24 protein-coding genes (1 of these 24 cut by a window edge) are annotated in these 24094 nt (G+C 67.7%); 13 read left to right on the forward strand and 11 right to left on the reverse strand.

The window, feature by feature from the left end:
* A protein-coding gene (locus BDW16_RS07860; protein ID WP_066581371.1) for a lipopolysaccharide biosynthesis protein crosses the window boundary here: on the forward strand, window positions 1-557 show its 3' portion. It extends 913 nt beyond the left edge of the window; the window shows 557 of its 1470 coding nt (coding positions 914-1470); its start codon lies off the left edge, out of view; it ends in the stop codon at window positions 555-557.
* Between the two features lie 15 nt (window positions 558-572).
* On the opposite strand, the gene BDW16_RS07865 is transcribed toward BDW16_RS07860, so the two are convergent.
* Window positions 573-1001: a CBS domain-containing protein gene (locus BDW16_RS07865; RefSeq protein ID WP_066581373.1), complete on the reverse strand. Its 429-nt coding sequence runs from the start codon at window positions 999-1001 to the stop codon at window positions 573-575.
* Window positions 1002-1064: 63 nt separating this feature from the next.
* Here BDW16_RS07865 and BDW16_RS07870 point away from each other — a divergent pair, with 63 nt between their 5' ends.
* Window positions 1065-1352 carry a hypothetical protein gene (locus tag BDW16_RS07870; RefSeq protein ID WP_066581436.1) on the forward strand — a complete coding sequence of 96 codons (288 nt, stop codon included), beginning with the start codon at window positions 1065-1067 and terminating at the stop codon, window positions 1350-1352.
* Window positions 1353-1379: 27 nt separating this feature from the next.
* Here BDW16_RS07870 and BDW16_RS07875 read toward each other — a convergent pair whose 3' ends face one another.
* From BDW16_RS07875 to hisS, 6 genes are all read right to left on the reverse strand, one after another.
* Window positions 1380-3110, reverse strand: coding sequence for a DUF4139 domain-containing protein (locus BDW16_RS07875; protein WP_066581375.1), 1731 nt, complete (start codon window positions 3108-3110; stop codon window positions 1380-1382).
* A gap of 7 nt (window positions 3111-3117) precedes the next feature.
* A complete protein-coding gene (locus BDW16_RS07880) occupies window positions 3118-4515 on the reverse strand; it encodes a DUF4139 domain-containing protein (protein WP_066581376.1) in 1398 nt (465 codons plus the stop codon).
* A 136-nt stretch (window positions 4516-4651) separates the two neighbouring features.
* On the reverse strand, window positions 4652-5410 hold the full coding sequence (locus tag BDW16_RS07885; protein ID WP_075151135.1) for a DUF4167 domain-containing protein: 759 nt from the start codon (window positions 5408-5410) through the stop codon (window positions 4652-4654).
* A 256-nt stretch (window positions 5411-5666) separates the two neighbouring features.
* Window positions 5667-6479: a peptide chain release factor N(5)-glutamine methyltransferase gene (gene prmC, locus BDW16_RS07890; RefSeq protein ID WP_066581380.1), complete on the reverse strand. Its 813-nt coding sequence runs from the start codon at window positions 6477-6479 to the stop codon at window positions 5667-5669.
* Window positions 6476-7549 (reverse strand): peptide chain release factor 1, encoded by a 1074-nt coding sequence (gene prfA / locus BDW16_RS07895; RefSeq protein WP_066581382.1) that lies wholly within the window; start codon window positions 7547-7549, stop codon window positions 6476-6478. The genes prmC and prfA overlap by 4 nt, the downstream gene beginning before the upstream one ends.
* Window positions 7546-8793 carry a histidine--tRNA ligase gene (gene hisS, locus BDW16_RS07900; protein WP_066581384.1) on the reverse strand — a complete coding sequence of 416 codons (1248 nt, stop codon included), beginning with the start codon at window positions 8791-8793 and terminating at the stop codon, window positions 7546-7548. The genes prfA and hisS overlap by 4 nt, the downstream gene beginning before the upstream one ends.
* A gap of 165 nt (window positions 8794-8958) precedes the next feature.
* On the opposite strand from hisS, the gene miaB reads away from it, so the two are divergent.
* Complete coding sequence (gene miaB, locus BDW16_RS07905; RefSeq protein ID WP_371836739.1) at window positions 8959-10293, forward strand: tRNA (N6-isopentenyl adenosine(37)-C2)-methylthiotransferase MiaB; 1335 nt, start codon at window positions 8959-8961, stop codon at window positions 10291-10293.
* Here miaB and BDW16_RS07910 read toward each other — a convergent pair.
* Window positions 10290-10922, reverse strand: a complete 633-nt coding sequence (locus BDW16_RS07910) for a TetR/AcrR family transcriptional regulator (RefSeq protein WP_066581388.1) — start codon at window positions 10920-10922, stop codon at window positions 10290-10292. The two genes, miaB and BDW16_RS07910, sit on opposite strands and share 4 nt — an antisense overlap.
* Window positions 10923-10958: 36 nt before the next feature.
* On the opposite strand from BDW16_RS07910, the gene BDW16_RS07915 reads away from it, so the two are divergent.
* The 6 genes from BDW16_RS07915 (at window position 10959) to BDW16_RS07940 (ending at window position 16322) form a co-directional block, all read left to right on the forward strand.
* The gene (locus BDW16_RS07915; protein WP_066581390.1) at window positions 10959-11402 is read left to right on the forward strand and encodes an ABA4-like family protein; all 444 of its coding nucleotides are present in this window, start codon (window positions 10959-10961) and stop codon (window positions 11400-11402) included.
* Window positions 11399-12223 carry a hypothetical protein gene (locus tag BDW16_RS07920; RefSeq protein ID WP_066581392.1) on the forward strand — a complete coding sequence of 275 codons (825 nt, stop codon included), beginning with the start codon at window positions 11399-11401 and terminating at the stop codon, window positions 12221-12223. The genes BDW16_RS07915 and BDW16_RS07920 overlap by 4 nt, the downstream gene beginning before the upstream one ends.
* Before the next feature lie 269 nt (window positions 12224-12492).
* Window positions 12493-13506, forward strand: coding sequence for a PhoH family protein (locus BDW16_RS07925; RefSeq protein WP_066581393.1), 1014 nt, complete (start codon window positions 12493-12495; stop codon window positions 13504-13506).
* Window positions 13499-14008 carry an rRNA maturation RNase YbeY gene (gene ybeY, locus BDW16_RS07930; protein ID WP_066581395.1) on the forward strand — a complete coding sequence of 170 codons (510 nt, stop codon included), beginning with the start codon at window positions 13499-13501 and terminating at the stop codon, window positions 14006-14008. Before BDW16_RS07925 ends, ybeY begins: the two co-directional genes overlap by 8 nt.
* Before the next feature lie 8 nt (window positions 14009-14016).
* Window positions 14017-14934: a hemolysin family protein gene (locus BDW16_RS07935; RefSeq protein ID WP_066581397.1), complete on the forward strand. Its 918-nt coding sequence runs from the start codon at window positions 14017-14019 to the stop codon at window positions 14932-14934.
* A 5-nt stretch (window positions 14935-14939) separates the two neighbouring features.
* Entirely contained in the window at window positions 14940-16322 is a 1383-nt protein-coding gene (locus BDW16_RS07940) for a PQQ-dependent sugar dehydrogenase (RefSeq protein ID WP_174532082.1), read from the forward strand.
* Here the strand turns inward: BDW16_RS07940 and BDW16_RS07945 are convergent.
* A complete protein-coding gene (locus BDW16_RS07945) occupies window positions 16294-16722 on the reverse strand; it encodes a hypothetical protein (protein WP_066581401.1) in 429 nt (142 codons plus the stop codon). The genes BDW16_RS07940 and BDW16_RS07945 overlap by 29 nt on opposite strands.
* A gap of 20 nt (window positions 16723-16742) precedes the next feature.
* Window positions 16743-17045: a polyhydroxyalkanoic acid system family protein gene (locus BDW16_RS07950; RefSeq protein WP_066581403.1), complete on the reverse strand. Its 303-nt coding sequence runs from the start codon at window positions 17043-17045 to the stop codon at window positions 16743-16745.
* Window positions 17046-17124: 79 nt separating this feature from the next.
* On the opposite strand from BDW16_RS07950, the gene lnt reads away from it, so the two are divergent.
* The 3 genes from lnt to BDW16_RS07965 all read left to right on the forward strand — a co-directional run bounded on the left by lnt (window position 17125) and on the right by BDW16_RS07965 (window position 20999).
* Complete coding sequence (gene lnt, locus BDW16_RS07955) at window positions 17125-18681, forward strand: apolipoprotein N-acyltransferase (protein WP_066581404.1); 1557 nt, start codon at window positions 17125-17127, stop codon at window positions 18679-18681.
* A gap of 81 nt (window positions 18682-18762) precedes the next feature.
* The gene (gene metK / locus BDW16_RS07960) at window positions 18763-19974 is read left to right on the forward strand and encodes a methionine adenosyltransferase (protein WP_066581406.1); all 1212 of its coding nucleotides are present in this window, start codon (window positions 18763-18765) and stop codon (window positions 19972-19974) included.
* A gap of 218 nt (window positions 19975-20192) precedes the next feature.
* The gene (locus BDW16_RS07965) at window positions 20193-20999 is read left to right on the forward strand and encodes a hypothetical protein (RefSeq protein WP_066581407.1); all 807 of its coding nucleotides are present in this window, start codon (window positions 20193-20195) and stop codon (window positions 20997-20999) included.
* A 10-nt stretch (window positions 21000-21009) separates the two neighbouring features.
* On the opposite strand, the gene BDW16_RS07970 is transcribed toward BDW16_RS07965, so the two are convergent.
* Complete coding sequence (locus tag BDW16_RS07970; RefSeq protein WP_066581409.1) at window positions 21010-22611, reverse strand: amidase; 1602 nt, start codon at window positions 22609-22611, stop codon at window positions 21010-21012.
* 84 nt (window positions 22612-22695) lie between these two features.
* Between BDW16_RS07970 and BDW16_RS07975 the strand changes: the two genes are divergently transcribed.
* Window positions 22696-24081 (forward strand): RNB domain-containing ribonuclease, encoded by a 1386-nt coding sequence (locus BDW16_RS07975; RefSeq protein ID WP_066581410.1) that lies wholly within the window; start codon window positions 22696-22698, stop codon window positions 24079-24081.
* The last annotated feature ends 13 nt before the right edge of the window (window positions 24082-24094 follow it).

Below are 24094 nucleotides of genomic sequence, written 5' to 3' on the forward strand. Positions count from 1 at the left end.
TGGTCGCGGCGATGCCCTTCTATCTCGGGCTCGCCGCCACGGCCGAGCCGCTGGTGCATGTCGCGCTGGGCGAGAAATGGATGGAGGCCGCACCGATCGTCCGGATCCTGTCGCTCGCCATGCCCTTCATGACGCTGCAGATCCTGTTCGCCGCCGCGACCGACGCGCGCGGGCGTCCGGGCATCGGCGCGCAGATTTCAGCGATCGGCGCATTCCTGCTTCCCGCCGCCTTCCTGATCGGGGTGCAGTGGGGAGTCATAGGCCTCGCGCTCACCTGGATCGCGATCTGGCCGGTGTTCCTCGTCATCACCGCGGCGCGCAGCCTGCCCGTCATCGGGCTCAGCTGGCGCGACTGGATCGCCGCGGTGCTTCCGCCGATTACCGCGGCGAGCGCGATGGCGCTGGCGGTGGTACTGATCGACCGGATGCTTCCACCGCTAGGCCCGCTGCCCCACCTGCTGATCCTCAGCGGAGCGGGGGCAGCAATCTATGGTGCGTGGCTCTGGCTCTTCGCGCGCGCGACAGTGGAGGACGCGATCGGCATGATCCGGAGATAGGTTGCTCGCGGCAGATCAGGCGGATTGTATATAAGCGCGCATCTGCGCCGCCTCGGCCTCGATCCGCTCGATCCGGTACTTCACCAGATCTCCGATCGAGACAAAGCCGAGCAGCGCGCCCTCCTCCACCACCGGAAGATGCCGGATCCGCCGCTGAGTCATCAGCGACAGCGCGGCAAGCACCGGCTCGTCGCGCGTCACGCTGATCACCGGCGTCGTCATCACGCCGCGGACCTCGCGGTCCAGCGCCGCGGCGCCTTCGTGCTGAAGGCAATGAATCACGTCGCGTTCGGAAAAGATGCCCGCGACCACACCATTCTCGATCACCGGAACCGCGCCGATCCGCCTTGCGGCGAGCAGCGCTACCGCGTCGCGCACGGTATCCCCGCCGCTCACGGTTATGACATCCTGCCCCTTCCCGCTCAGGATTGCTGCGATCGTCATCGTCAGACTCCTTTCCTTCCAGAGGCGGTTGAGAATCCCATGTTTCAGGCGCAATTGGAAGGGATGAAACCCGATCTCGACAATCCCGACTATGCGAAGCTCGCCTGGAGACGCTATCGCCGCATCTTCGGGATCGTGGCAGCGGTCGCCCTGCTGTCCGCGATCGTCGCGGTCGTCGCGCTCTACATCGCGATCGGCGAGTTCCAGCTCCATGCCTCGATCGCGATGGCGATCGGCATCGGCCTGTCGGTGCTGCTCGGCGGCGCGCTGATGGGCCTTATCTTCCTGAGCTCGGGCACCGGCCATGACGAGCGCTCGCGCGACGCGACCGAGCGGGATCGCCACGGCTAGCGCCAACGCTGCAACGCGGCCGCGAGACTAGCGCTTGAGCGTGTAGCTGACGCTGGCCGTGCCGTTGTCCGGCACCTCGACCGGCAGCATCCAGCCCTCCGGTCCCCGCTCCAGCCCCGGCGGCTTCTCGGCGAGGTCGTGGGGAATGACGATCTGGGCGGTCACCGGCACGCTCCGCGCGTTGGTGATATCGACGCGCCACTCCTGCCGGTCCTGCGTTTCCTTGACGCGAGTCAGCTTCCATTGGACGTCGGGGCTCTGGCCGAGCTTCAGCTCGACCGCTTCGCCGACCGCCAGATCGGCGACATCGTCACGGCCCGCGAGCAGGCGCCGGCCCGCAACCGTTTCGAACAGCGACAGCCCGCCGGCCGGCAGCGGTACGCCCAGGCCCTTTTCGCCGCTATTGATCGAGCGCAACAGATACCGCATCGGCTGCGGCGTATGGCGTCCGCCCACCACATTGGCGCGATAGACGCGGTCGAACCGCGCCTCAGGCTGGACGATCATCGCCACCTGTTTCTGGCTTTGGGCGGCGACCGTCACCCGCATCGGAACACGGTAGAGCTTGAGATCGCCCAGCGCCTCGGCCTGGGCCTGAGCGCCCTGGGCGACGGCGACAGATTCGCCCGGCGGGGGCGGCGGCGGCGGCGCAGGCGGGGCAGGCATGAGGTAGTCCGCCGATACGACCGTAACCGGCGAAGGGAGCGCCTGCAGCCGCGCGCGCGCCGAGCGCGGCATGCGCGATCCAGTCACCACGATGCTTTCTTCGCTTCCTCCACCTCCGCCCCCGAAGGCGCGCTCTTCGCGCTCGCGCTTGCGCCGCTGCTTGGCGGTTTCGAAGCTGCCCGGCGCGTTTCGCCCGACCGCGTCGAACCGCGACAGGTCGGCGCCGCGCGGCATGGGCAACCGTTCCCATTCGCGCCGCGGATGCGTGCTGGTCGAATCGATCGGCCAGCATTGCAGGTTGAGCGCGGACGCGGGCGGCGGCGGCGGCGGATTGTTCGGGCGCTTGTTGGGCTTGCCCGCGATCACCTGCAGCCGTGCGTCCCTGAAGCTCTGCTGCCCGCCATTCGCGACGGTCAGCCAGGCGAAGAGACCCATCTTCTTCCCGTCCGCCGCCATGTTGCCGACATAGTTGGCCGACCAATCGAACCCCTGCGCCATATAGGTCAGCTGGATCGTCGCGGTGAGGGCGCGGTCGCTGCGCGTCAGGATGGAGAGCGTCGGCCGCGCGGAAAGCGTGTCGGGCACCTCGGAATAGATCATCCGTTCGGGCAGACCCGAACAGCGCAGCGCCTCGATCCCCTCATCGGTCCGGATCAGCACCCCGCCATCGGGGCCTGACTGGATGATCGCGCTCTGCTCGCGTACCCGGCCCGTCGCGGGATCGGTCCGGCGAATGAGCACGCGGCGCTTGAGGAAGGCATCGACCAGCCCGGCGGGCGAGATCAGCCGGGCGTCGCGATTCTTCTCGCGGACGCCGGAGGGCAAGCCGGTAATGATCGCGGTTTCGGGGAGCAGCCCTTCGGCGACATTCTCGAACCGAAGCTGGCTTTCGCCCTTGGGCAGGGTGATCGTCCGCGTTTCGGTAATCAGCGCATACCCGCCCGGCCAGCCCGCCCGCATCATACCGGCATCGCGATAGGGGTCGCGATAGATGGTCACCGCGACGTCCGACACATCGACGGACGTCACGGTCTGCCCGCCCGCATGCGCCAGCGACGGCAAGCACAGCATCAGGAGCAGAAACCAGCGCATCGGGCGCTCAGTACCGCGTGTCGAAGGTCGCCACGAGATCGGCGCTGGCGTTGGCCGCGACCGGCACTTTCCATTCGACGCGGTCCGCCGAGACGCGTTCGCCGGTGATGCTCTGATCCGTGATCTTCACATCGCCCCACAGGCCGTCCTGCGCCAGATCGACGGTGACCGGCGTGTCGCGCGCGTTGCTCAGGGTATAGCGCATCCGCGTACGCCAGCGGCGATTGGACAGCTTGGTCCGCTCCTCCACCACCACCTTGACCTTGACGTCGAACGCCTCGCCGGTGCGGATCGACATCGACGATCCCATCGGCGTGTGGCCGATCCGGTTCTCACCGATGAACTGGGGATCGCCGCGCGCGTCGCGCATATAGACTCGGACCGTGCCCGCCGGCAGCTGATCGCCCAGGCCGCCATTGCGCGAGGTCGAGAATTTGATCGCGGTCGCGGCGCTGCGCGGGACATCGTTGCCGCCCATCCAGCCATTGGTGAACTCATAGGCCTTGCGCGCAGGCGACGCCTTCACGTCGAGGAAGCTCACCTGCTTCTGCTGTGCGTTGGCGATCGTCGTGCGCTCGGCAAGCGGGTAGAGATAATAGTCGCCCAGCCGCTCGCGCGTGCCGCTCTCGGTCCCCGCCTGCTCGATCGTGGCGTCGCCCATCGAGGCCATCTGGGCGAAGCGGTTCTGCCCACCGCCGACATTTCCCGCGACCAGCAACGTGTCGGCATTGGTGAAGGTCGTGCCGGTGTTGTTGTTGAGCGTGACCCAGCCCTGCACGTCGATCGTGCCCGCCTTCTCGTCGAACAGCGCGACATAGTCGCTGGTCCAGCCAAGGCCGGGGGTCAGATAGGACAGGCGCGTCGGCACCGCGCCGTTGCGGTCCGCCTCGACCGTCACCGACAGGGTCGGCCGCGCGCGCAGATTCTCAGGCACCTTGTCGAACACCACGCGGACCGGCAGCCCGTCGTCGCGCAGCACCTCGATCCGGCTGCCGATCTGAAGGACGATGCCGCCATTCGCCGCCAGCACCTTGGCCTGCTCGCGCGTTTCGGCGCCGGTCGCGGGATTGGTGCGGACGATGGTGATCACCTGTCCCACGGCCTTTTCCATCAGCTTGTCGGGGCTCAGCAGGTCATAGTCGAAATTCTGCTCGACGATGGCGATGCCGGGACCGGACAGCGTCACCGTTTCCGGCCTGATCTGCGCCGAAACGTCGGGGAATTCCTGACGGCTGCGCCCTTGCGGAACGTTCAGCGTTCGCGCGTCCTGAACCAGCGCGAGATTGTTGTTGTAGATGGTGACCGAAACGTTGCCCTGCGCCGATGGTGCGGGCGCGGTCTGCGCCATCGCGATGCCTGGAAGCGCGGCGCCTGCCGCCGCAAGAGCCAAGGTTAGACGCCGCATCGCACTTCCTTCCGCTATGTGCGGGCCACCATCGTCACGGGGCATGCCAAGTCAATCGACAAAGCGCCGCCGCAACGAAAAAGGCCGGCCCGCACGATGCGGACCGGCCCCTTTTTCTTTCCCGGGATCGGGACGGTCACTCCGCCGCGGCGGGCTCCTCGTCCTTCTTCACGCGACGGCGGCGCGGCTTGGCCTCAGCCACCACCTCGCCCTCGACGCCCAGCGCCGGAGGAAGGATCGCCGCGATATCGGCGGCATCGCCGGCATCGGCAACCTCTTCGCGGCGGGGGCGCCCGCGGCGGCGCGGCGGTTCGGCGCGCGGTGCCTCGTCATCCTCGTTCGCAGCCACAGGCGCAGCGGCTTCGCCGGCCTCGCTCTCGGGCTGCCGCTCTCGGCGCTGGTCGCGGTCGCCGCGCTCGCGGCGGCCTTCACGCTGCCCGTCCCGGTCGTTGCGGTCCCGGCGCCCTTCGTTGCGGTCGCGGCGTTCGAAGCGGTCGCCGCGCTCGCGGTTCCCACGCTCTTCGCCCTCGTCGCCCTGCTCGCCTTCGCTCGCACGGGTGCCCTCGGCGCCGTCGTCATAATCCTCGTCGTCGCCGTCGAAATCGTCGCGATTGCGGCGCTGGCGATCCTGCTCCTCGAAGCGCGAGCGGCTCTCTGCAAGGACGCGGAAATAGTGATCGGCGAACTGCAGATAATATTCGGTGTTGACCCGATCGCCGGCCATCTGGGCGTCGCGCGCCAGATTCTTGTATTTCTCAAGAAGCTGCGCGGCGTTGCCCCGGGCACGGTTGTCGATGCGGTTGCCATTGCCCTGGTTGGGGTTGCCACCACCCTGCTGGCGCTGGCCACCACGGCCGCGACGGCGGCCGTTGTTCGCCTGACGATTGTTCATCAACGTCTGTGTGTCCTGTCCTTAACTCAATCCGTCATCGATCATCAGTGATCCCGGATGCGTGTTACCCCGCACGTCGCGCCGGAAACGCTCCGGAGCGGCGCCCCGCATGGCTGCCGGACATTCAGCAGCGCACATGCCTTGGATTGGGTCGGCGTTCCATTTCAACGATTTAAGTTGAAGGTGCCATCCCCGCGGCCATCCTTAGCCGGTGGGGCATCAATCTCCAAGCACTATATTGGTGTCGCGCACCGATAGTTCAACTTGCCGTAACCGCACGATCGCGCCCGCCCAGGTCCTTGCGGATGGCGGGGGTCAGCCCCGCCGCCTCGACCAGCGCCGATACCGCAACGCCCTGCGTCCAGCCGATCTCCAGCACCGCGATCCCGCCCGGCCCGATCAGCCGCGGCAGATCGGGCACGATGCGGCGATAATCGTCGAGGCCGTCCGCGCCTGCGAACAGCGCCCGTGCCGGCTCATGGTCGCGCACTTCCGGCCCCAGATCCTCGCCGGTGCCGATATAGGGCGGATTGCACAGGATCAGGTCGAACGCGCCGTAGACGCCGGCGGCCCAATCCCCGGCATGCAACTCAACCCGTTCAGACAGGCCCAGCCGCTCCGCATTTTCCCGCGCATAGCCAAGCGCCGTCTCGGACGCGTCGACCCCCAGCCCTCTTGCCTGTGGCCACTCGGCCAGCGCGGCCAGCAGCAGCGTGCCCGGTCCGGTACCAAGGTCGAGCACCCGCTTCGGCCCCTCGGTTCCGGCAAAATGCACTACCGCCGCCTCGATCAGCGTCTCGCTGTCCGCGCGCGGTACCAGCACACCGGGGCCGACCTGAAGTTCGATCGTCCAGAAGCCGCGGCTGCCGGTGATATACGCCACGGGCTCATGGCGGAGCCGCCGCTCGACCAGCGCCGCGAACCCCTCAGGGACCGGATCGCCCAATCGCGACAGCAGCATCGCCTGGCGCGACACGCCCAGCGCATGCGCCATCAGCAGCTCGGCGTCGAGCCGGGGCGTCTCCGAAGCGATCCGCGAAGCCGCCTCGGCGATCGCGGCGCGGACGGTCACGACTCCAGCGCCGCCAGCCGCTCGGCCTCGTCCTCGGCGACCAGCGCGCCGATCATCTCGTCCATCTCGCCCTCGAGGATCTCGGGCAGGCGGTGGAGCGTCAGGTTGATGCGGTGGTCGGTCACCCGCCCCTGCGGGAAATTGTACGTCCGAATCCGCTCCGACCGGTCGCCCGATCCGACCATCGACTTGCGCGCGCCCGAACGCTCGCTCGCCAGCCGCTCGCGCTCCAGCTCGTACAGGCGCGTGCGCAGCACCTGCATCGCCTTGTCGCGATTCTTGTGCTGCGACCGCTGGTCCTGCTGGATCACGACCAGCCCGGTGGGCAAGTGCGTCAGCCGGATCGCCGAATCGGTGGTGTTGACATGTTGCCCCCCCGCGCCCGACGAACGGTAGATGTCGACGCGCAGATCCTCGTTGCGGATCTCGATATCGACCTCTTCCGCCTCGGGCAGCACCGCCACCGTCGCCGCAGACGTGTGAATACGCCCGCCACTCTCGGTCACCGGGACACGCTGGACGCGGTGGACGCCGCTCTCGAACTTCAATTTCGCGAACACGCCCTTGCCCGCCACGCTGGCGACGACTTCCTTGTACCCCCCGGCTTCCGACGTGCTGGCGGAGATCATCTCGACCTTCCACCCCTGCCGCTCGGCATAGCGCGTGTACATGCGCAGCAGGTCGCCCGCGAACAGCGCGGCCTCATCCCCGCCGGTTCCGGCGCGGATCTCGAGCATCGCCGCACGCTCGTCCGCCACGTCGCGCGGCAGCAGCGCCAGCGCCAGCGCGTGCTCGGCCTTGGCCAACGCCTGCTCATTCTCGTGCAGCTCCTCGGCTGCCATCGCGCGCAGTTCGGGATCGCCGTCGCGGCTCATCTCAGCGAGGCTCGCCGCCTCCTCGCGCAGCCGCCGCACCGCCCCCGCCGCCGCCGCGACCGGCTCGAGCTCGGCATATTCCTTGGAGACCGCGACGAACTTGTCCGACGGCAGGTCGCCCGTCGCCATCATCGCCTGCAGCTCGTCGCGCCGCGCCTCGATCGCGGCGATCTTGTCGGGCGAGATTCGGGTCATACCGCCGCGAGCACCGCGATCAGCGTCGCCATCATCTCATCGTCGACCGCTTCGCTCTTGAGCGTCCGGCGGTTCACCACCGGGGCGTCGTCGCGCACGTCGATCGAGACGATCTCGGCCGGGCTCGACTTGACCGCCTTGTCATAGCGTTTCTTGGGACTTCCGGTCGCGAACAGCTCGGCCACCACGCCCGCACGGCGAAGCGATGCGACAAGCTCGATGCCCTTGGCCTCGAGACCCGCGCGCTCGACCACCACCGCGACCTGCACCTGTTCGACGGCCGGCGCCTCCAGCAACATCCCCAGCCGCTCGATCCCCGCGGCCCAGCCCACACCGGGCGTCTCCGGCCCGCCAAGATTGCCGATCAGCCCGTCATAGCGCCCGCCGGCCAGCACCGTGCCCTGCGCGCCCAGCCGGTCGGTGACGAATTCGAACGCGGTGTGGCGATAGTAATCGAGCCCGCGCACCAGCCGCGCGTTGCGCGTCCACGCCACGCCCGCCGCGTCCAGCCCGCCGGTCACCGCGTCGAAGAAATCCTTCGCCTCGGCGGTCAGGAACGCGTCGATGTCCGGCGCCGAATCCGCCGCCGGGCGATCGCGCGGATCCTTGGAATCGAGAATGCGCAGCGGGTTCTTCTCCAGCCGCGTCAGGCTGTCCTCGGACAGGTCAGCGCGATGGCTCTGGAAATGCTCGATCAGCGCCGCGCGCCACGCGTCGCGCGTCTCCGCATCGCCCAGCGTATTGAGCTGAAGCGTGACGCCCTCGCCGATCCCCAGCTCGCGCAGCAGCTGGTCGGCAAATGTCAGCAGCTCGACATCGGCGGCCGGTTCCGCCGCACCGATGATCTCCGCGTCGATCTGGTGGAACTGGCGATACCGCCCCTTTTGCGGCCGCTCGTACCGGAACACCGGGCCATGCGTGGTCAGCTTGAGCGGCGCGAACTGCTGCCACCCCTCGGTGATGTACGCGCGGCAAATCCCCGCGGTGAACTCGGGCCGCAGCGTCAGCAGGTCGTCACCGCGGTCGGGAAAGGTGTACATCTCCTTCGACACCACATCCGACGTCTCGCCCATGCTCCGCGCGAACACGCCCGTGGATTCGAATACCGGCACCTGAACCTGCTGGAAGCAATAGAGCCGCCGCACATGCTCGAACGCCTCGACCACGCGTGCGAAGCGGCGCTGTTCCTCGCCGAAGATGTCCTGCGTGCCGCGCACGCGCTTGGGGGTCTCGATCCGTGCCATTTGGGGCGGCTATCTATTGGCAGCGGGGGCGGAACGCCAGAGGTGCTTTTGTTGTTTGGCGGCACCGGCCCGCTCCCCCGCCCGGCCACCCATCCAGAAATACGCTGTGGGTGGCCGGGCGGGGGAGCGGGCCGGTGCCGCTTTCGCCGCAGGCGACAAATGCTTATACGCGCCGGGATGAGTGCCACCCCCAGAACCCAACCGAAGACCTTTCACGTCAAGTCGTTCGGCTGCCAGATGAACGTCTATGACGGCGACCGCATGGCCGAGCTGATGGCGGCGCAGGGCATGGTCGCGACCGACGACGCCAATGCCGCCGACCTCGTCGTGCTCAACACCTGCCACATCCGCGAAAAAGCCACCGAGAAGGTGTTCTCGGACATCGGCCGGCTGCGCAAGCATGGGCAGAACCCCATGATCGCCGTCGCCGGCTGCGTCGCCCAGGCCGAGGGGGAGGAGATCGTGCGCCGTGCCAAGGTCGATGTGGTGGTCGGCCCGCAAGCCTATCACAACCTGCCCGACCTGGTGGCGAAGGCCGCATCCGGCGCCAGCGCGGTCGATACCGACATGCCGGTCGCCAGCAAGTTCGGCGCGCTCCCCGCCCGCCGCCGCGTGCCGCCCTCGGCCTTCCTGACGGTGCAGGAGGGGTGCGACAAATTCTGCACCTATTGCGTCGTCCCCTATACCCGCGGCGCCGAGGTCAGCCGGCCGTTCGATGCGATCATCGACGAAGCCAAGTCGCTGGTCGATGCCGGCGCGCGCGAGATCACCCTGCTCGGCCAGAACGTCAATGCGTGGGACGATGACGCAGGCACCGGCCTGCACGGCCTGATCCGCGCGCTCGACCGGATCGATGGCCTTGCCCGCATCCGCTACACCACCAGCCACCCCAACGACATGAAGGACGGCCTGATCCGCGCCCATGCCGAGGTGGAGAAGCTGATGCCCTTCCTTCACCTCCCGGTGCAGGCAGGCAATGACCGTATCCTCAAGGCGATGAACCGCTCGCACAGCCGCGATTCGTACCTCCGCATTCTCGACCGCGTCCGCGAGGCGCGGCCCGACATCGCGCTTTCGGGCGACTTCATCGTCGGCTTCCCCGGCGAGACCGAAGCGGAGTTCGCCGACACGCTCAGCCTGGTCGACGCGGTCGGCTATGCCCAGTGCTTCAGCTTCAAATACTCGCCGCGTCCCGGCACCCCCGCCGCCGAGATGGACGGTGCGGTTGCGCCCGAGGCGATGGACGACCGCCTCCAGCGCCTCCAGGCCGCGCTCAACCGCGATCAGGCCGCGTTCAACGCAGCGACCGTCGGCAAAAGCTGCACCCTGCTGATCGAGCGCAAGGGAAAGCTGCCCGGCCAGATGCTCGGCAAGTCGCCGTGGCTGCAATCGGTCCATCTGATGACCGACGCGCAGATCGGCGATCTGGTCGAGGTCGAGATCGTCCAGGCCGGCCCCAACTCGCTTGCGGGCGTCGCGAAGGTGAAAGCAGCGGCCTAGCCTGCGATCACCAGGTGATCGAGCACTCGCGGCAGCAGCCGCTCGGTCGCCGCTTCCAGTTCCTCCGGGCCGGTTCCGAATGCGCCGCTCAGGGCAAGCTCGACAAAGCCGTGAACGATCGACCAGGCCGCGATCGAGGGCGCCATTACCGTCAGGTCGGGCCCCTCGCCCGCGCCGTTGCCACGCGCCGCGCGATCCAGGATGTCGAAGGCGCGATCGCCCGCTTCGCAGTACGCCGCGTCTTCGCGATTGAGCAGCGCCTTGCGCCACATCAGCTCGAAGCGCGCGCGATTGGCAAGTGCGAAGCGGACATAGGCCAGACCCTGCCCGCGCAGCCGCTCCATCCGGGTCGTCCCCGCATCCCCCGCCTCCAGCGCATCGCCGAAATCGCGAAACGCACGCGTCGCCACCGCGGTCAGCAATCCGCGCGCATCGCCGAAATGATGCCCTGGCGCCGCAGGTGAAACCCCAGCCCTCCGCGCCGCCTCGCGCAGCGAGAATCCTTCCACCCCGCGCTCCTCCAGAATCGATTCGGCGGCATCGATCAGCGCTTCGCGCAATGCCCCGTGGTGATAGGTGCGCGCGCCTTCTCCGCCGGCAATCTTGACACTGTTTAAATCGTCTTTCATATCCAATCTGTACGGTGTCCAGATTGGAGTCGCAACATGCTCGATCCGTCCTTGACCTTTTCCCTCGCCGGCAAGCTCGCGATGCTCGGCTGGCTCTCGCTCCTCGTCGCCCTGTTCTTCAAACCGGCGCGCCGATACGCCTTCGCCAGCGCACAGTTCGTCATCCCCGCGATCCTCGCGGTCGGCTACATCCTGATGATCTGGCAGGGCCGCGCCGGGTTCGAGACCGGCGGCTTCGGCTCGATCGAGGCGGTCCGCGCGCTGTTCGCCAACGATGCCGCGCTCACTGCGGGCTGGCTGCACTATCTGGCGTTCGACCTGTTCGTCGGCGCCTGGATCTCCCGCGATGCAGCGGGCCGCGGCATTTCGCCCCTGATCGTCCTGCCCAGCCTGCCGCTCACCTTCCTGTTCGGCCCGGCCGGACTGCTCCTCTACCTCGTCGCGCGCACCGCGCTGCCAGCGAAGGAAACCGTGCAATGACCGTCATCACGCTCTCCCCGTCCGGCCCCGCCGCCCTGTTCGCGGAGTTCGACCGCCGCCACCCGCAACTTACCCGTTACGGTCTCGTCCTGCTCGTGCTCGGCGCCATAGCAATGGCGTTCCAGGTCCTCGATCCGCGCACGCTGGCGAGCGGGGTGAATATCTGGGTCAAGCCCGCCAAGTTCCTCGTCTCCGTCGGCGTGTTCGCGCTCACCACGGCCTGGTTCATGGGCTATGTCCGGCCCGAGCGGCGCGGCGGCAGGCTGATGCGCTTCACCGCCTGGACGCTGATCGCCAGCGGCAGCTTCGAGCTGCTCTACATCAGCTTCCAGGCCGCGCAGGGCCAGGAATCCCACTTCAATCTCAGCACGCCTTTCCACATCGCCATGTATGCGCTGATGGGCATCGGCGCGGTGATCCTGACCGCGACGACCCTACCGTTGGCGTGGGAAATCGTCCGCAGGCCTGCGCCCGGCCTTCAGCGCAGCTTCGTCGCAGCGGTCGCGATCGGGCTCGTCCTCACCTTCGTCCTCGGCGGATGGATGGGCAGCTATATGAGTTCGCAGCCGGGCCATGCAGTCGGGCAGGTCGGCGGCGGCGTCCCCGTCTTCGGCTGGAATCGGCTGGGGGGAGACCTGCGCATCGCCCATTTCTTCGGCATTCACGCCGAACAGGCGATCCCGCTGCTCGGCGCGGCGGCAGCCGGCCTTCCCACAAGGCTACGCTGGTCGGCGATACTTGGCGGCAGCGCGATCTATGCCGCGCTGACGATCGGGGTCTTCCTGCAGGCAGTAGCCGGCCGCGCCCTCGTCCCGGCGTGACCGCCGACTGTTGCGTCCATGCGTCACCCGCGGGCCAAAGCGTCCGCGGGTGATTTTGCCCTGTCCTACAGCGCCGCGCTCTGCCATCCTGCGGCACACGACATGTATAACGGAACCTCCGCGCTGTATCCCGGTTTGGCTCCCGATAGCCGCATGTCAGCTTCGCGCGAGAACCCCGCGAAGAATATGTCAACTTCGTCAACCGGCCGTCATGCTCCCGCGCGATGGGAGTATGAACTTTGTGACTTTTCTATGCTCGAAAGGACCGCATGAGCCGCAAACCCGTCCCCGCCCAGCATGGCGAGCGCTCGCGCGTCGAGGTGACGTTCGACAGGCCGCAGCTGCTCCCGCAACTCTTCGGGGAGTATGACAGCAATATCCTGGCGCTCGAGGAGCGGCTGGGCGTCTATATCCATGCCCGCGGCCAGCGGGTGGTGATCGAGGGCAGCGCCGAAGCCGTCGCGCATGCCCGCGAGGTGCTGACCGAGCTGCACAGCCGGGTGATCCGCGGCGAGGACATCGACACCGGGCTGATCGACGCGGTGATCGCCATGTCGAGCGAACCGACCTTCACCGGCATCATCCGCGCCGAAAATGACGAGGGCGCGGCGCCGCCGATCATGATCCGCACGCGCAACAAGACGATCGTCCCGCGCTCGCTGACCCAGACCGCATACATGCGCGCGCTGGTCTCGAATGACATCATCTTCGCGCTCGGGCCGGCCGGTACCGGCAAGACCTACCTCGCGGTCGCCCAGGCGGTGGCGCAGCTCATCACCGGATCGGTCAAGCGCCTGATCCTGTCGCGCCCGGCGGTCGAGGCGGGCGAGCGGCTGGGCTTCCTGCCCGGCGACATGAAGGACAAGGTCGATCCGTATCTGCGCCCCCTCTACGATGCGCTCTACGACTGCCTCCCGGCCGAACAGGTCGAACGGCGCATCGCGTCGGGCGAGATCGAGATCGCCCCGATCGCCTTCATGCGCGGCCGCACGCTGGCCGATGCGTTCGTCATTCTCGACGAGGCGCAGAACACCACGCCGATGCAGATGAAGATGTTCCTCACCCGCTTCGGCCAGAACAGCCGGATGGTGGTGTGCGGCGATCCCAAGCAGACCGACCTGCCCGGCGGCCCCTCGGCCAGCGGCCTCAACGACGCGGTCAACAAGCTCGAGGGGATCGAGGGGCTGGCTATGATCCGCTTCGGCATCGGCGACGTGGTGCGCCACCCGATCGTCGGCCGCATCGTCGACGCCTATGAGGGCGAAGGCCGCACGGATGCTTGACGTAGCCGTCCAGCGCGAGAACGGCTGGCCTGACCTCAACTGGGATGCCATCGGCGCGCAGGCCGCCGCGGCCGCTGTCGCGCAGACGCCGTTCGGCGGCCTCGCCGATGCGGAGGCCGTGATCGAGATCGCGGTGCGCCTGACCGACGATGCCGAGGTGCATCAGCTCAACGCCCAGTATCGCGGGAAGGACAAGCCGACCAACGTCCTCTCCTTCCCGATGATCGAGCCGGACCTGATCGCGGTGCTCACCCAGAACAGCGACGATGGCGAGGTCATCCTGGGCGACATCGTCCTCGCCCATGGCGTCTGCGCGGCGGAAGCCCAGGAAAAAGGCTTCACCGTCGAACAGCATGCCACGCACCTGATTGTCCACGGGGTGCTGCATTTGCTAGGCTATGACCATCAGGGGGATTCCGAAGCCGAGGCGATGGAATCGATGGAGCGCGCCGCGCTCGAGACTTTGGGGATCCCCGACCCTTATCTGGTACGCGAGGATTGACCCGGGAAATGGCGGACGGTTCCAGTAGCAACGGGAACGGAGAAAGTAGCAGCGAGGGCGGAATATGGCGCGGCCTGCGCACCCTGCTGTTCGGCGAAGAGAATAACGAGACGCTGCGCGAGCGCATCGAGGATGCGATCGACGAGGTCGAGGAAGACGGCGAGGGCAAGCCCGCGAAGAAGGGCGACCTCTCCCCGCTCGAGCGCAAGATGCTGCGCAACCTCCTTCATTTCGGCGAGCGCGATGCGGGCGATGTCGGCGTGCCGCGCGCGGACATCATCGCGGTCGAGGAAAAGACCAGCTTCGCCGAACTGGTCCAGCTTTTCGCCGAAGCGGGCCATAGCCGCCTGCCCGTCTATCGCGAGAAGCTCGACCGGGTGATCGGGATGATCCACATCAAGGACGTGTTCTCGACGCTCGCAGCCGGGGCCGGCCCGCCCGCCAAGATCACCGGCCTGATGCGCCAGCCGCTCTACGTGCCGCAGTCGATGGGCACGCTCGACCTGCTCGCCCAGATGCAGGCCAGCCGCACCCACCTTGCCATCGTGCTCGACGAATATTCGGGGACCGAGGGCCTGATCACGATCGAGGATCTGGTCGAGGAAATCGTCGGCGAGATCGACGACGAGCATGACGACGCACCCGAGGCGCTGTTCGTCCCGCTCGACGATGGCGGCTGGGATGCCGACGCCCGCGCGGAGCTGGAGGATGTCGCCGCGGCGATCGATCCGCGGCTGGGCGAAGTCGAGGAAGATATCGAGACGCTGGGCGGGCTCGCCTTCATCCTTGCGGGCCATGTGCCCGAAGCCGGCGAGTGCCTCAATCATCCCAGCGGCTGGACGCTGGAAGTGCTGGAGGCCGATGCGACGCGCGTCCGCCGCGTCCGTCTCCATCCGCCCGCGAAACGCGAGGAATCCGAAGAATGACCCGCCTGCGCAAATTCCTGCTGTTCATCGGCATCGTGGCCGTCGGCTGCGGCGGCCTCTACTGGTGGTTCAGCCGTCCCGACGTGGCGCGGTTCGACGCCAATGCCGTGACCGGACAACGGCCGCAGCTGAGCGACCCGCGCAACCAGACCATTCCCACGGTCAAGATCGCCGATGCGGTCGGCTGGCCGCAAGGCGCCAAGCCCAGCGCAGCCGCCGGTCTTTCCGTCAACGCCTTCGCTACTGGTCTCGATCATCCGCGCTGGCTCTACCGACTGCCCAATGGCGACGTGCTGGTCGCCGAAAGCAATTCGCCGCCGCGGCCCAATAATGGCGTCACCAACAAGGTGATGCGCTGGCTGATGGGCCGTGCGGGTGCTGGCGTGCCCTCGGCCAACCGCATCACGCTGTTGCGCGACGCGGATGGCGACGGCGTCGCCGAAGTGCGCTCGACCCTGCTCAGCGCGGGCAACGGCCTCGAGTCCCCCTTCGGCATGGCGCTGGTTGGGGAGACGCTCTACGTCGGCAACCACAACGCGCTGATCCGCTTCCCCTTCAAGGTGGGCGAGACCAAGATCACGTCGAAGGGCGAGAAGGTCGTCGATCTGCCCGGCGGCGGCCACTGGACCCGCAGCGTCGTCGCCAGCGAAGACGGCAGCACCATCTATGTCGGCGTCGGATCGAAGACCAACATCGCCGACGAGGGGATCGAGATCGAGAAGAACCGCGCAGCGATCCTCGCGGTGGATCCGCGGACGAAGCGGGCGACCGTCTTCGCCTCGGGTCTGCGCAATCCGGTAGGCATGGCGTTCAACCCCGATACCAAGCGGCTTTGGACCGTGGTCAACGAACGCGACATGATGGGCTCGGACATGCCGCCGGACTATCTGACCCAGGTCGATTTCGGCAGCTTCTATGGCTGGCCCTGGAACTACTGGGGCGGGTATGAGGACAAGCGCGTCCGCCCCGGTCGCCCTGACCTGCGCGAATATACCGCGCGACCGGATTTCGCGCTCGGCGCGCATACCGCGCCGCTGGGCTTGACCTTCGCGCAGGACCTGCAGCTCGGTCCGAACTATGTGAGCGGCGCGTTCATCGGCCTGCACGGGTCGTGGAACCGGGTGCCCGCGAGCGGCTACAAGGTCGTCTACGTGCCCTTCGGCGCACGCGGCATGCCCGCACCGGGGGCGAAGCCGGTCGATATCCTCACCGGCTTCCTCGATGCCGATGGCAAGGCGATGGGCCGCCCGGTCGGCGTGACCGCGGACAGAACCGGCGCGCTGCTGGTCGCGGACGATGTCGGCAACGTGATCTGGCGGGTCAGCGCCCCGGGCGCGGCGCCAAAGCCCGCGCCCTCGCCTAGCGCTCGACCTGCGGGAGCGCGATAAGCTCGGCGCGGCTGGTCGCGGCGCGCAGGTTCCAGTCGTCGCCATCGGCGATGGCGGTTAGACGGGTGAGCGGCAGCCGGACAAAACGATCGGGATCGGTGTCGGCGATCTCGACGATCACCGCGTCGATATTGCCCGACGCATCGGTCTCGACGCGGTGGATATCGCCCAGATCGTTGCCCGCCGCATCGACCAGATCGGCGTCCTCGATCTGCTTCGTCGTCAGCCCGAACGCGGTGCCCGGCCCGCTGGCCGAGGGCAGGTTCGTCGCCGTCACCGTCGGGGCAGGCGCAGCGATGGAGCCGTTCGCGGTCACCTCGGTTCCCGCCGGCGCCTTGGGCGGATCGTCGGAACAGGCCGCCACGAGCACAAGCGGCAATGCGGTCAGCAATCGGATCATCGGACGCCTCCTCGCCGCGTTCACTCGAGCAACTTTGGCGCTTCCTTCTGCAGCTTCTCGCGGATCTTCCCGGCGAACAACGCCAGCATCGGCGGCAGATCGACCTCGGCATGGACGCGGTCCTCGAACACGTCGAGCCGGCTCGCCACCGTCTGCCCCATCGCACTCACGGTGAAGTGGAGCGTGTCGCCCTCCCACCGTTCCTGCACCGTGCCGCCGCCGGGAAACATGCTCCCGATCTTGCCCACCCCGCCTGCAAGCCGGGCGCGGGCGCCCTCCAGGCCCAGCTTGTGCGGGATATCGACGGTGACGGGCTCGGCCATGATCGCTCCTGAACTGTAATGGCACACTAATACGCCGCATGCTTGTATCTGTCACGGTCTGGCCCGATAGCATCGCCCCATGCTGCCTCGTCCCAGACTGATCGCCCTCACCGCCGGTGCCGCCTCCGCTACCGCTTTCGCTCCGCTCGACTGGTGGGTCGCGGGCCTGATCTGTTTCGCCCTCCTGCTGCGGCTGACGCATGAGGCTCCGACGTTGCGGCAGGCGCTGCTGCGCGGCTGGATGTTCGGCCTTGGCCATTTCACCGTGGGCAACAACTGGATCCAGCACGCCTTCACCTATCAGGACCGGATGCCGCCGGTGCTCGGCTATTTCGCGGTCGTGCTGCTCGCGCTCTACCTCGCCGTCTATCCGGCGATCGCGATGGGCCTGGCTTGGCGGTTCGGCCGGGCCAGTGCATTGCGCAGGCCGGGCCTGCCCTTCGTGCTGATCGCGGGCGCGGCATGGATCGTCACCGAATATCTGCGCGGGGTGATGTTCACCGGCTATCCGTGGAACCCGCTCGGCGTGATCTGGCTGCCGCTTCCGGGGGTGGCGCAGCTCGCCGGCTGGACCGGCACCTACGCCCTGTCGGGCCTTACCGTCGTGGTTGCGGGCACGCTCTATCTTGCGACGTTGCGGAGCTATCGGCCGCTGGCCGGCGCGGCAATCGCAGCGGGCGCCGCCGCGTTGCTGCTCAACCCGGCCGTCACGCCGCCGCGCCCCGGAGCGCCACTCGTCCGTGTCCTCCAGCCCAATATCGGGCAGGAGACCACGCTCGACGGCACGCGGGCCGAACGCTCGATGCTCGCGCTGACCACATTGTCCAACGATCGCGCGACGATGCTTCCCGGTGGTGCCGTTCCCCGGCTGATCGTCTGGCCCGAAGGCGCGGTCGATTACTGGATCGAGGATGGCTATCCGCCCGAATGGTACAACCGAGCCGATCCGTTCGTGGTGCGGCAACGGATCGCGCAGACGCTGGGCCCGAAGGATGTGGCACTGGTCGGCGGCACGGGGCTGCTGTTCGGCGGCGACAAACAGCTCGACGCTGCGACCAATTCGGTCTTCTCCATCGATGCCGCAGCCCGGATCCACGGCCGCTACGACAAGGCGCATCTGGTGCCTTATGGCGAGTATCTGCCGATGCGCACGATCCTCCAGCCGCTTGGCCTCTCGCGGCTGGTGATGGGGGATGTCGATTATGCGCCAGGCCCCGGGCCGGCGACGATGGAGGTGCCCGGGTTCGGCAAGGTCGGCATGCAGATCTGTTACGAGATCATCTTTTCCGGCCAGACGGTCGATGCCGCCAACCGCCCGACAATCTTGTTCAACCCCTCCAACGACGCCTGGTTCGGCGCCTGGGGGCCCCCTCAGCATCTGGCACAGGCGCGGATGCGGGCGATCGAGGAAGGGCTGCCGATCCTGCGTTCCACCCCCACCGGCATCTCAGCGATCATCGACGCGCACGGCGGCATCGTCGCAGCCGCGGGAATGAACGAGGCGCGGGCGATCGAGGCGCCGATGCCCGCGGCGCTCCCTCCCACCTTGTTCGCCCGGCTCGGCAACTGGGCGGCCTGGCTCGTCGCGGGACTGCTCCTGCTCAGCGCGATTGCCATCCGGCGCTTCGCCCGTTAGTGGGCCGCATATAACAAAAGCTTTATATCATCTGCTTTCCAAATCGGGCATGGCAACGGCCTGAGCATCTCGAGGAAAATCATGCGTTCCAGCTATCTCTTCACGTCCGAATCGGTTTCCGAAGGCCACCCCGACAAGGTCGCCGACCAGATTTCCGATGCGATCGTCGATCTGTTCCTGTCCAAGGACCCCGAAGCGCGCATCGCCTGCGAGACGATGACCACCACCCAGCTCGTCGTGCTGGCCGGTGAAATCCGCGGCAAGGGCATCATGGACACCGACGGCAACTGGGCACCAGGCGTGCCGGAAGAGGTCGAAAAGACCGTCCGCGAGACCGTGAAGAAGATCGGCTACGAACAGTCGGGCTTCCACTGGGAGACGCTGCGCTTCGAGAACAATCTGCACCCGCAGTCGGCACATATCGCGCAGGGCGTGGACGCCAGCGGCAACAAGGACGAGGGCGCGGGCGACCAGGGCATCATGTTCGGCTATGCCGCAAACGACACCCCGGACCTGATGCCGGCGACGCTCGACTACAGCCACAAGATCCTCGAGAAGATGGCCGCCGACCGCCATTCGGGCGCCGCCCCCTTCCTTGAGCCGGACGCCAAGAGCCAGGTCACGCTGCGCTATGAGGGCAGCAAGCCCGTCGCCGCGACCGCGATCGTCGTCTCGACCCAGCACGCCCCGGGCTATGACCAGGGCGAGAAGGAAGCCGAGCTGCACGCCTATGTGAAGTCGGTGGTCGCGAGCGTGATCCCGAACGAACTGCTGAGCGACGCGACCGAATATCACATCAACCCGACCGGCAGCTTCGAGATCGGCGGTCCCGACGGCGACGCGGGCCTGACCGGCCGCAAGATCATCGTCGATACCTATGGCGGCGCTTCGCCCCATGGCGGCGGCGCGTTCAGCGGCAAGGACCCGACCAAGGTCGATCGTTCGGCGGCGTACATCACCCGCTATCTCGCCAAGAACATCGTCGCGGCCGGCCTCGCCCAGCGCTGCACGATCCAGCTCGCCTACGCCATCGGCGTGTCGAAGCCGCTGTCGCTCTATGTCGACACGCACGGCACCGGCACGGTCGGCGACGACAAGATCGAGGAAGCGATCCAGGGCATCGAGAAGCTCGGCGGCCTGACCCCCCGCGCCATCCGTACGCATCTCGGCCTCAACAAGCCGATCTACGCGCCGACCGCGGCGTACGGCCATTTCGGGCGCAAGGCAGAAGGCGACTTCTTCCCCTGGGAGAAGACCGACCTGGTCGAGGATCTCAAGGCCGCGCTGGCCTGATCCTCCGGCAACGGACAAGGAAGGCGGCGGTCCCCCGGGATCGCCGCCTTTTTCGTTTCCGGGCAGCCGAAAGTCCCAAAAGTCAGATTGCATCACGCGCGCGAGTCCGGATGCGGATCGCGACATGGCGGTGCCGAGCGCAGCAGGCGAAATCCCACATTTCAAGGCTATTGCGCCCGCCCCGCACGGCACTAGCCTGATGCGCAGGGGAGGACGCCATGCCGAGATACCTGACCGCCACGATCGCCCTGTTCGCTGCCGCACCCGCGCTGGCGCAAATCAGCCCGGCGGATCAGGCCGCACTCGACCGCGCCCGGGAGCGCGGCGAACTGATCTACTGGTACGACCAGGCCGCCTGGCACGGCACCGACGACATGCTTGCAAAGGCTCGGGACATAGCCGGAAAGATCGGCGGCTGGATCGTCGACGGCCCTGCCGATGCCGCCGAGCTGATCTTTTACACCCGCGGCGCCGATCCCAAGCCGCTCTACCTGGCGCGGTTCAAGAACGGCAAGCTGGCCGAGAGCCGCAAGCTGGGTGAGGCCGACACCGCGATGCTCACCCCGCAGCGCCGCCGCATGATCGCCGCGGTCACGACAGCCCGCGCCGCACTGATCGAGGCGAAGGCGCAAATGTGCGTCGACAAGCCATTCAACACCGTGACGCTGCCGCCCGCGACGCCCGACGGCCCCATCCCGGTCTATTTCCTGACGCCGCAGACCGAAATGAAGGTCATACCCCTGGGCGCGCACTATCTGTTCGAGGTCGACGTCGCGGGCAAGGCGGGACCGATTCGTCGCTTTACCAACACCTGCATCGCGCTCCCGACGGACACCGAATCGCCGGACGGCAAGTCGCTCGAAGCACTGTTCATCACCCACCTGCTCGATCCGGTGCCGACCGAAATCCATTTCTTCTCGGCCATGGCGGCGCGCAGGCCGATCTATGTCGGGATCCGGAAGCAGGTCTGGGCAGTGACGCCCGCCGCAAGCGGGCCGACAGCGCGGCTGGTCGAGCGCGACTGACGTCCCGGGTTCAGCGCGCGCCCTCAACCCCCGGCCCCGCATCGACCGTCGGGCGGTACTGCGGCGCCACCCGCGCACGCGATGCCTGTTCGTAGGCATGGCCGAGTTCGAGCAGACGGCCTTCGCTCCATTTGGCGCCGATGAAGGAGAGGCCAGCGGGCAGGCCGCTTGTCAGCCCCATCGGCACGGTCAGGTGCGGGTAGCCGGCCACCGCCGGAAGCTGGCTGGCGCTCGGGCCGCTCCCCTGATCACCATGCACCGGATCGGACAGCCAGGCGGTGCCGGTGGTCGGTGCGACCAGCACGGCGATCCGGTTCCGCGTCAGAACCGTGTCGAGCGTTCCGGCCGCGAGCCGGCGGGCGTCGTCGCGGGTCTTGGCATAAGCGGGATCGGCGGTACCGCCGGTCTTCTCCGCCATCTCGAAAATGCTCTGGCCAAAATAGGCAAGCTCCGCCGGCGATCCCCGGTTGAAGGCGATGGCATCGGCGAGCGTGCGCACCTTCACCGACGATGGCGTGGTGGCGAGATAGGCGGCGAGGTCGCTCTTCAGCTCCATCTGAAGCAACTTGAATTCAAGTCCGCGCAGCGTCGGCGGCGGCGCCAGCTTGACCTCGACGAGTTCAGCTCCCGCATTGCGCAGCACCGCGAGTTGCGCGTCGTAGAGCGCCGCCAGCCCGGCGCGCATCTCAGGCCGCACCACGCCGATCCGGACCCCCTTGAGACTCGCCCTGCGCCAATCCGGAGTCAGCGCGGCGCGACGTGCATCCGCATCCACCGTCGCGGCGTCGGCGCTGTCGCTGCCGATCATCGCCGCAAACAGCGCCGCCGCGTCCTTGACGCTGCGCGCCATCGGCCCGGCGGTGTCCTGGCTGGAGCTGATCGGCACGACGTGGGTGCGACTGACCGCGCCGAGCGTGGGCTTGAGACCGACCAGCCCGGTCATCGACGAGGGGCAGACGATCGACCCGTCGGTTTCGGTGCCCACCCCCACCGCCGCGAGGCTGGCGGCAATCGCCGCGCCGGTGCCGCTCGACGAGCCGCAGGCGCTGCGATCGAGCGCATAGGGATTGCGGACGAGTCCGCCGACGGCGCTCCATCCGCTCATCGAATCGCTGTCGCGAATATTGGCCCATTCGGAGAGATTGGTCTTACCGAGGATGATCGCCCCCGCGGCACGCAGCCGGGCGACGAGCGGCGCATCACGTTTGGTGAAATTGTCCTTGAGTGCGAGGCTTCCCGCCGTGGTCGCATTCTCGGCGGTGTCGATATTGTCCTTCACCAGCACCGGGATGCCGAACAGCGGCCCTTCCGCAATTCCCAGCTGCCGGTTGCGATCGGCCCTGCGCGCCTGCGCCTTCGCCTGCGGATTAAGCGCGATCACGCTGCGCAGCTTTGGCCCGGCGCGATCGAGCACGCGGATGCGGTCGAGATAGGCCTGGGTCAGCTGCGCGCTGGTGATCCTGCCGCTCGCAAGCATCGCCTGAAGCTGCTCGATCGACTTCTCGCTGACCTCGATCGCAAGCGGCGAAAGCTCGGTCAGGAAGAAGTTGCGTGTTTCCGCCGCGGCTGGCGCCGCCAATGCCATTGCGATCGCTGCCAGTCCGTACCGCATCCATTGCCCCCATGATGTCCGGGCGGCACGATATCGCCGCGTTCGCGCTGTGCAACGGCGCAACGCGCGGCTAGCCTTCCTGTCATGAAGACGATCCGCGATCCATCCCACGCCCTTGCCCGCGAGCTTGCCGCGATCCGCGCCGAGTTTCAGGTGCCGCAGGCATTTCCGCCGGAGGTGCTGGCGGCCGCCCATGCCGCGGCGGGACGCACGCCATCGGATCATGCGGACTGGACCGATCGCGCTTTCGTGACGCTCGACCCCGCAAGCGCGACCGATCTCGATCAGGCGTTCGCGATCGAGACTGCAGGACGCGACCTTATCCTCCACTATGCCATCGCCGACCTCGCATGGTTCGTCGATGAGCGCGGACCGATCGACGCCGAAGCCTGGACGCGCGGCGAGACGCTGTACCTGCCTGACGGCAAGGCGGGCCTCTATCCGCCGGTGCTGGCCGAAGGCGCGGCGAGCCTGTTGCCCGATGGCCCGCGGCCCGCGGTGGTGTTCAGCGTCCGTATCGCGCCCGACGGTGCTGTGAAGCTCGACGCGGCGACGCGCGCCGTGATCCGCAGCCATGCCAAGCTCGCCTATGCGACCGTTCGCCCGGAAGACCTGCCCGCAGGCTTCACCGAACTGTCGGCGCGGATCATCGCAGCCGAAGCCGAGCGCGGCGCGGCCCGCGTCGATCCGCCCGAGCAGGAGGTGAGCGCGGGGCCGGACGGCAAGCTCACACTTTCCTTCCGCGACCGCCATCCCTCGGAGGACCAGAACGCCGCGCTCTCGCTCGCCTGCAACATGGCGGTCGCGGACGCGCTGATCGCACATGGCACCGGACTGTTCCGGGTGATGGCGGAACCCAGCGACCATGCAGTCCGGCGGCTGCGGCATACAGCGCGCGCCTTTGGCATCGAATGGCCGAGCCATGCGACGCTGACTCAGTTCGAACGTATGCTCGACCCCGCCGACCCGCGTGCCGCCGCCCTGATGCTGGCGATCCGCCGCGCGGGCAATGGCGCGGGCTATCAGGTGTTCCGTCCGGGCGAGACGCCCTGGCATGCCGCCGTCGCCGCACCCTATGCCCATGCCACCGCGCCGCTGCGGCGGCTGGCCGATCGCTACGTCGTGCAGGCCACCCTCGCGGTGGCGAACGGCCGGCCGGTGCCCGACCATGTGACACAGGCCTTCGCGAAGCTGCCCAAGGTGATGGCACGCGCGGATGCCCGCGCCGGGCAGATCGACCGGGCGGTGATCGACATGGCCGAGGCAGTGATGCTCGCCGGCAATGAGGGCACGACGCTCGGCGCGGTGGTCACCGACATCGGCGAGCGGGGCGCCGCAATCCAGCTGTGCAGCCTGCCGGTGACCGCACGGGTCGATGCGTCGGGCCTGACCCCCGGCGACACGCTCGACGTGCGGCTGACCCAGGCCGACCCGCGCGCACGCCGCATCGCCTTCGAGCGGCTGAACTGAGGCGCGAAAGCCG

This window comes from Sphingomonas koreensis, assembly GCF_002797435.1.
In the GTDB taxonomy this organism is placed as follows: domain Bacteria; phylum Pseudomonadota; class Alphaproteobacteria; order Sphingomonadales; family Sphingomonadaceae; genus Sphingomonas; species Sphingomonas koreensis.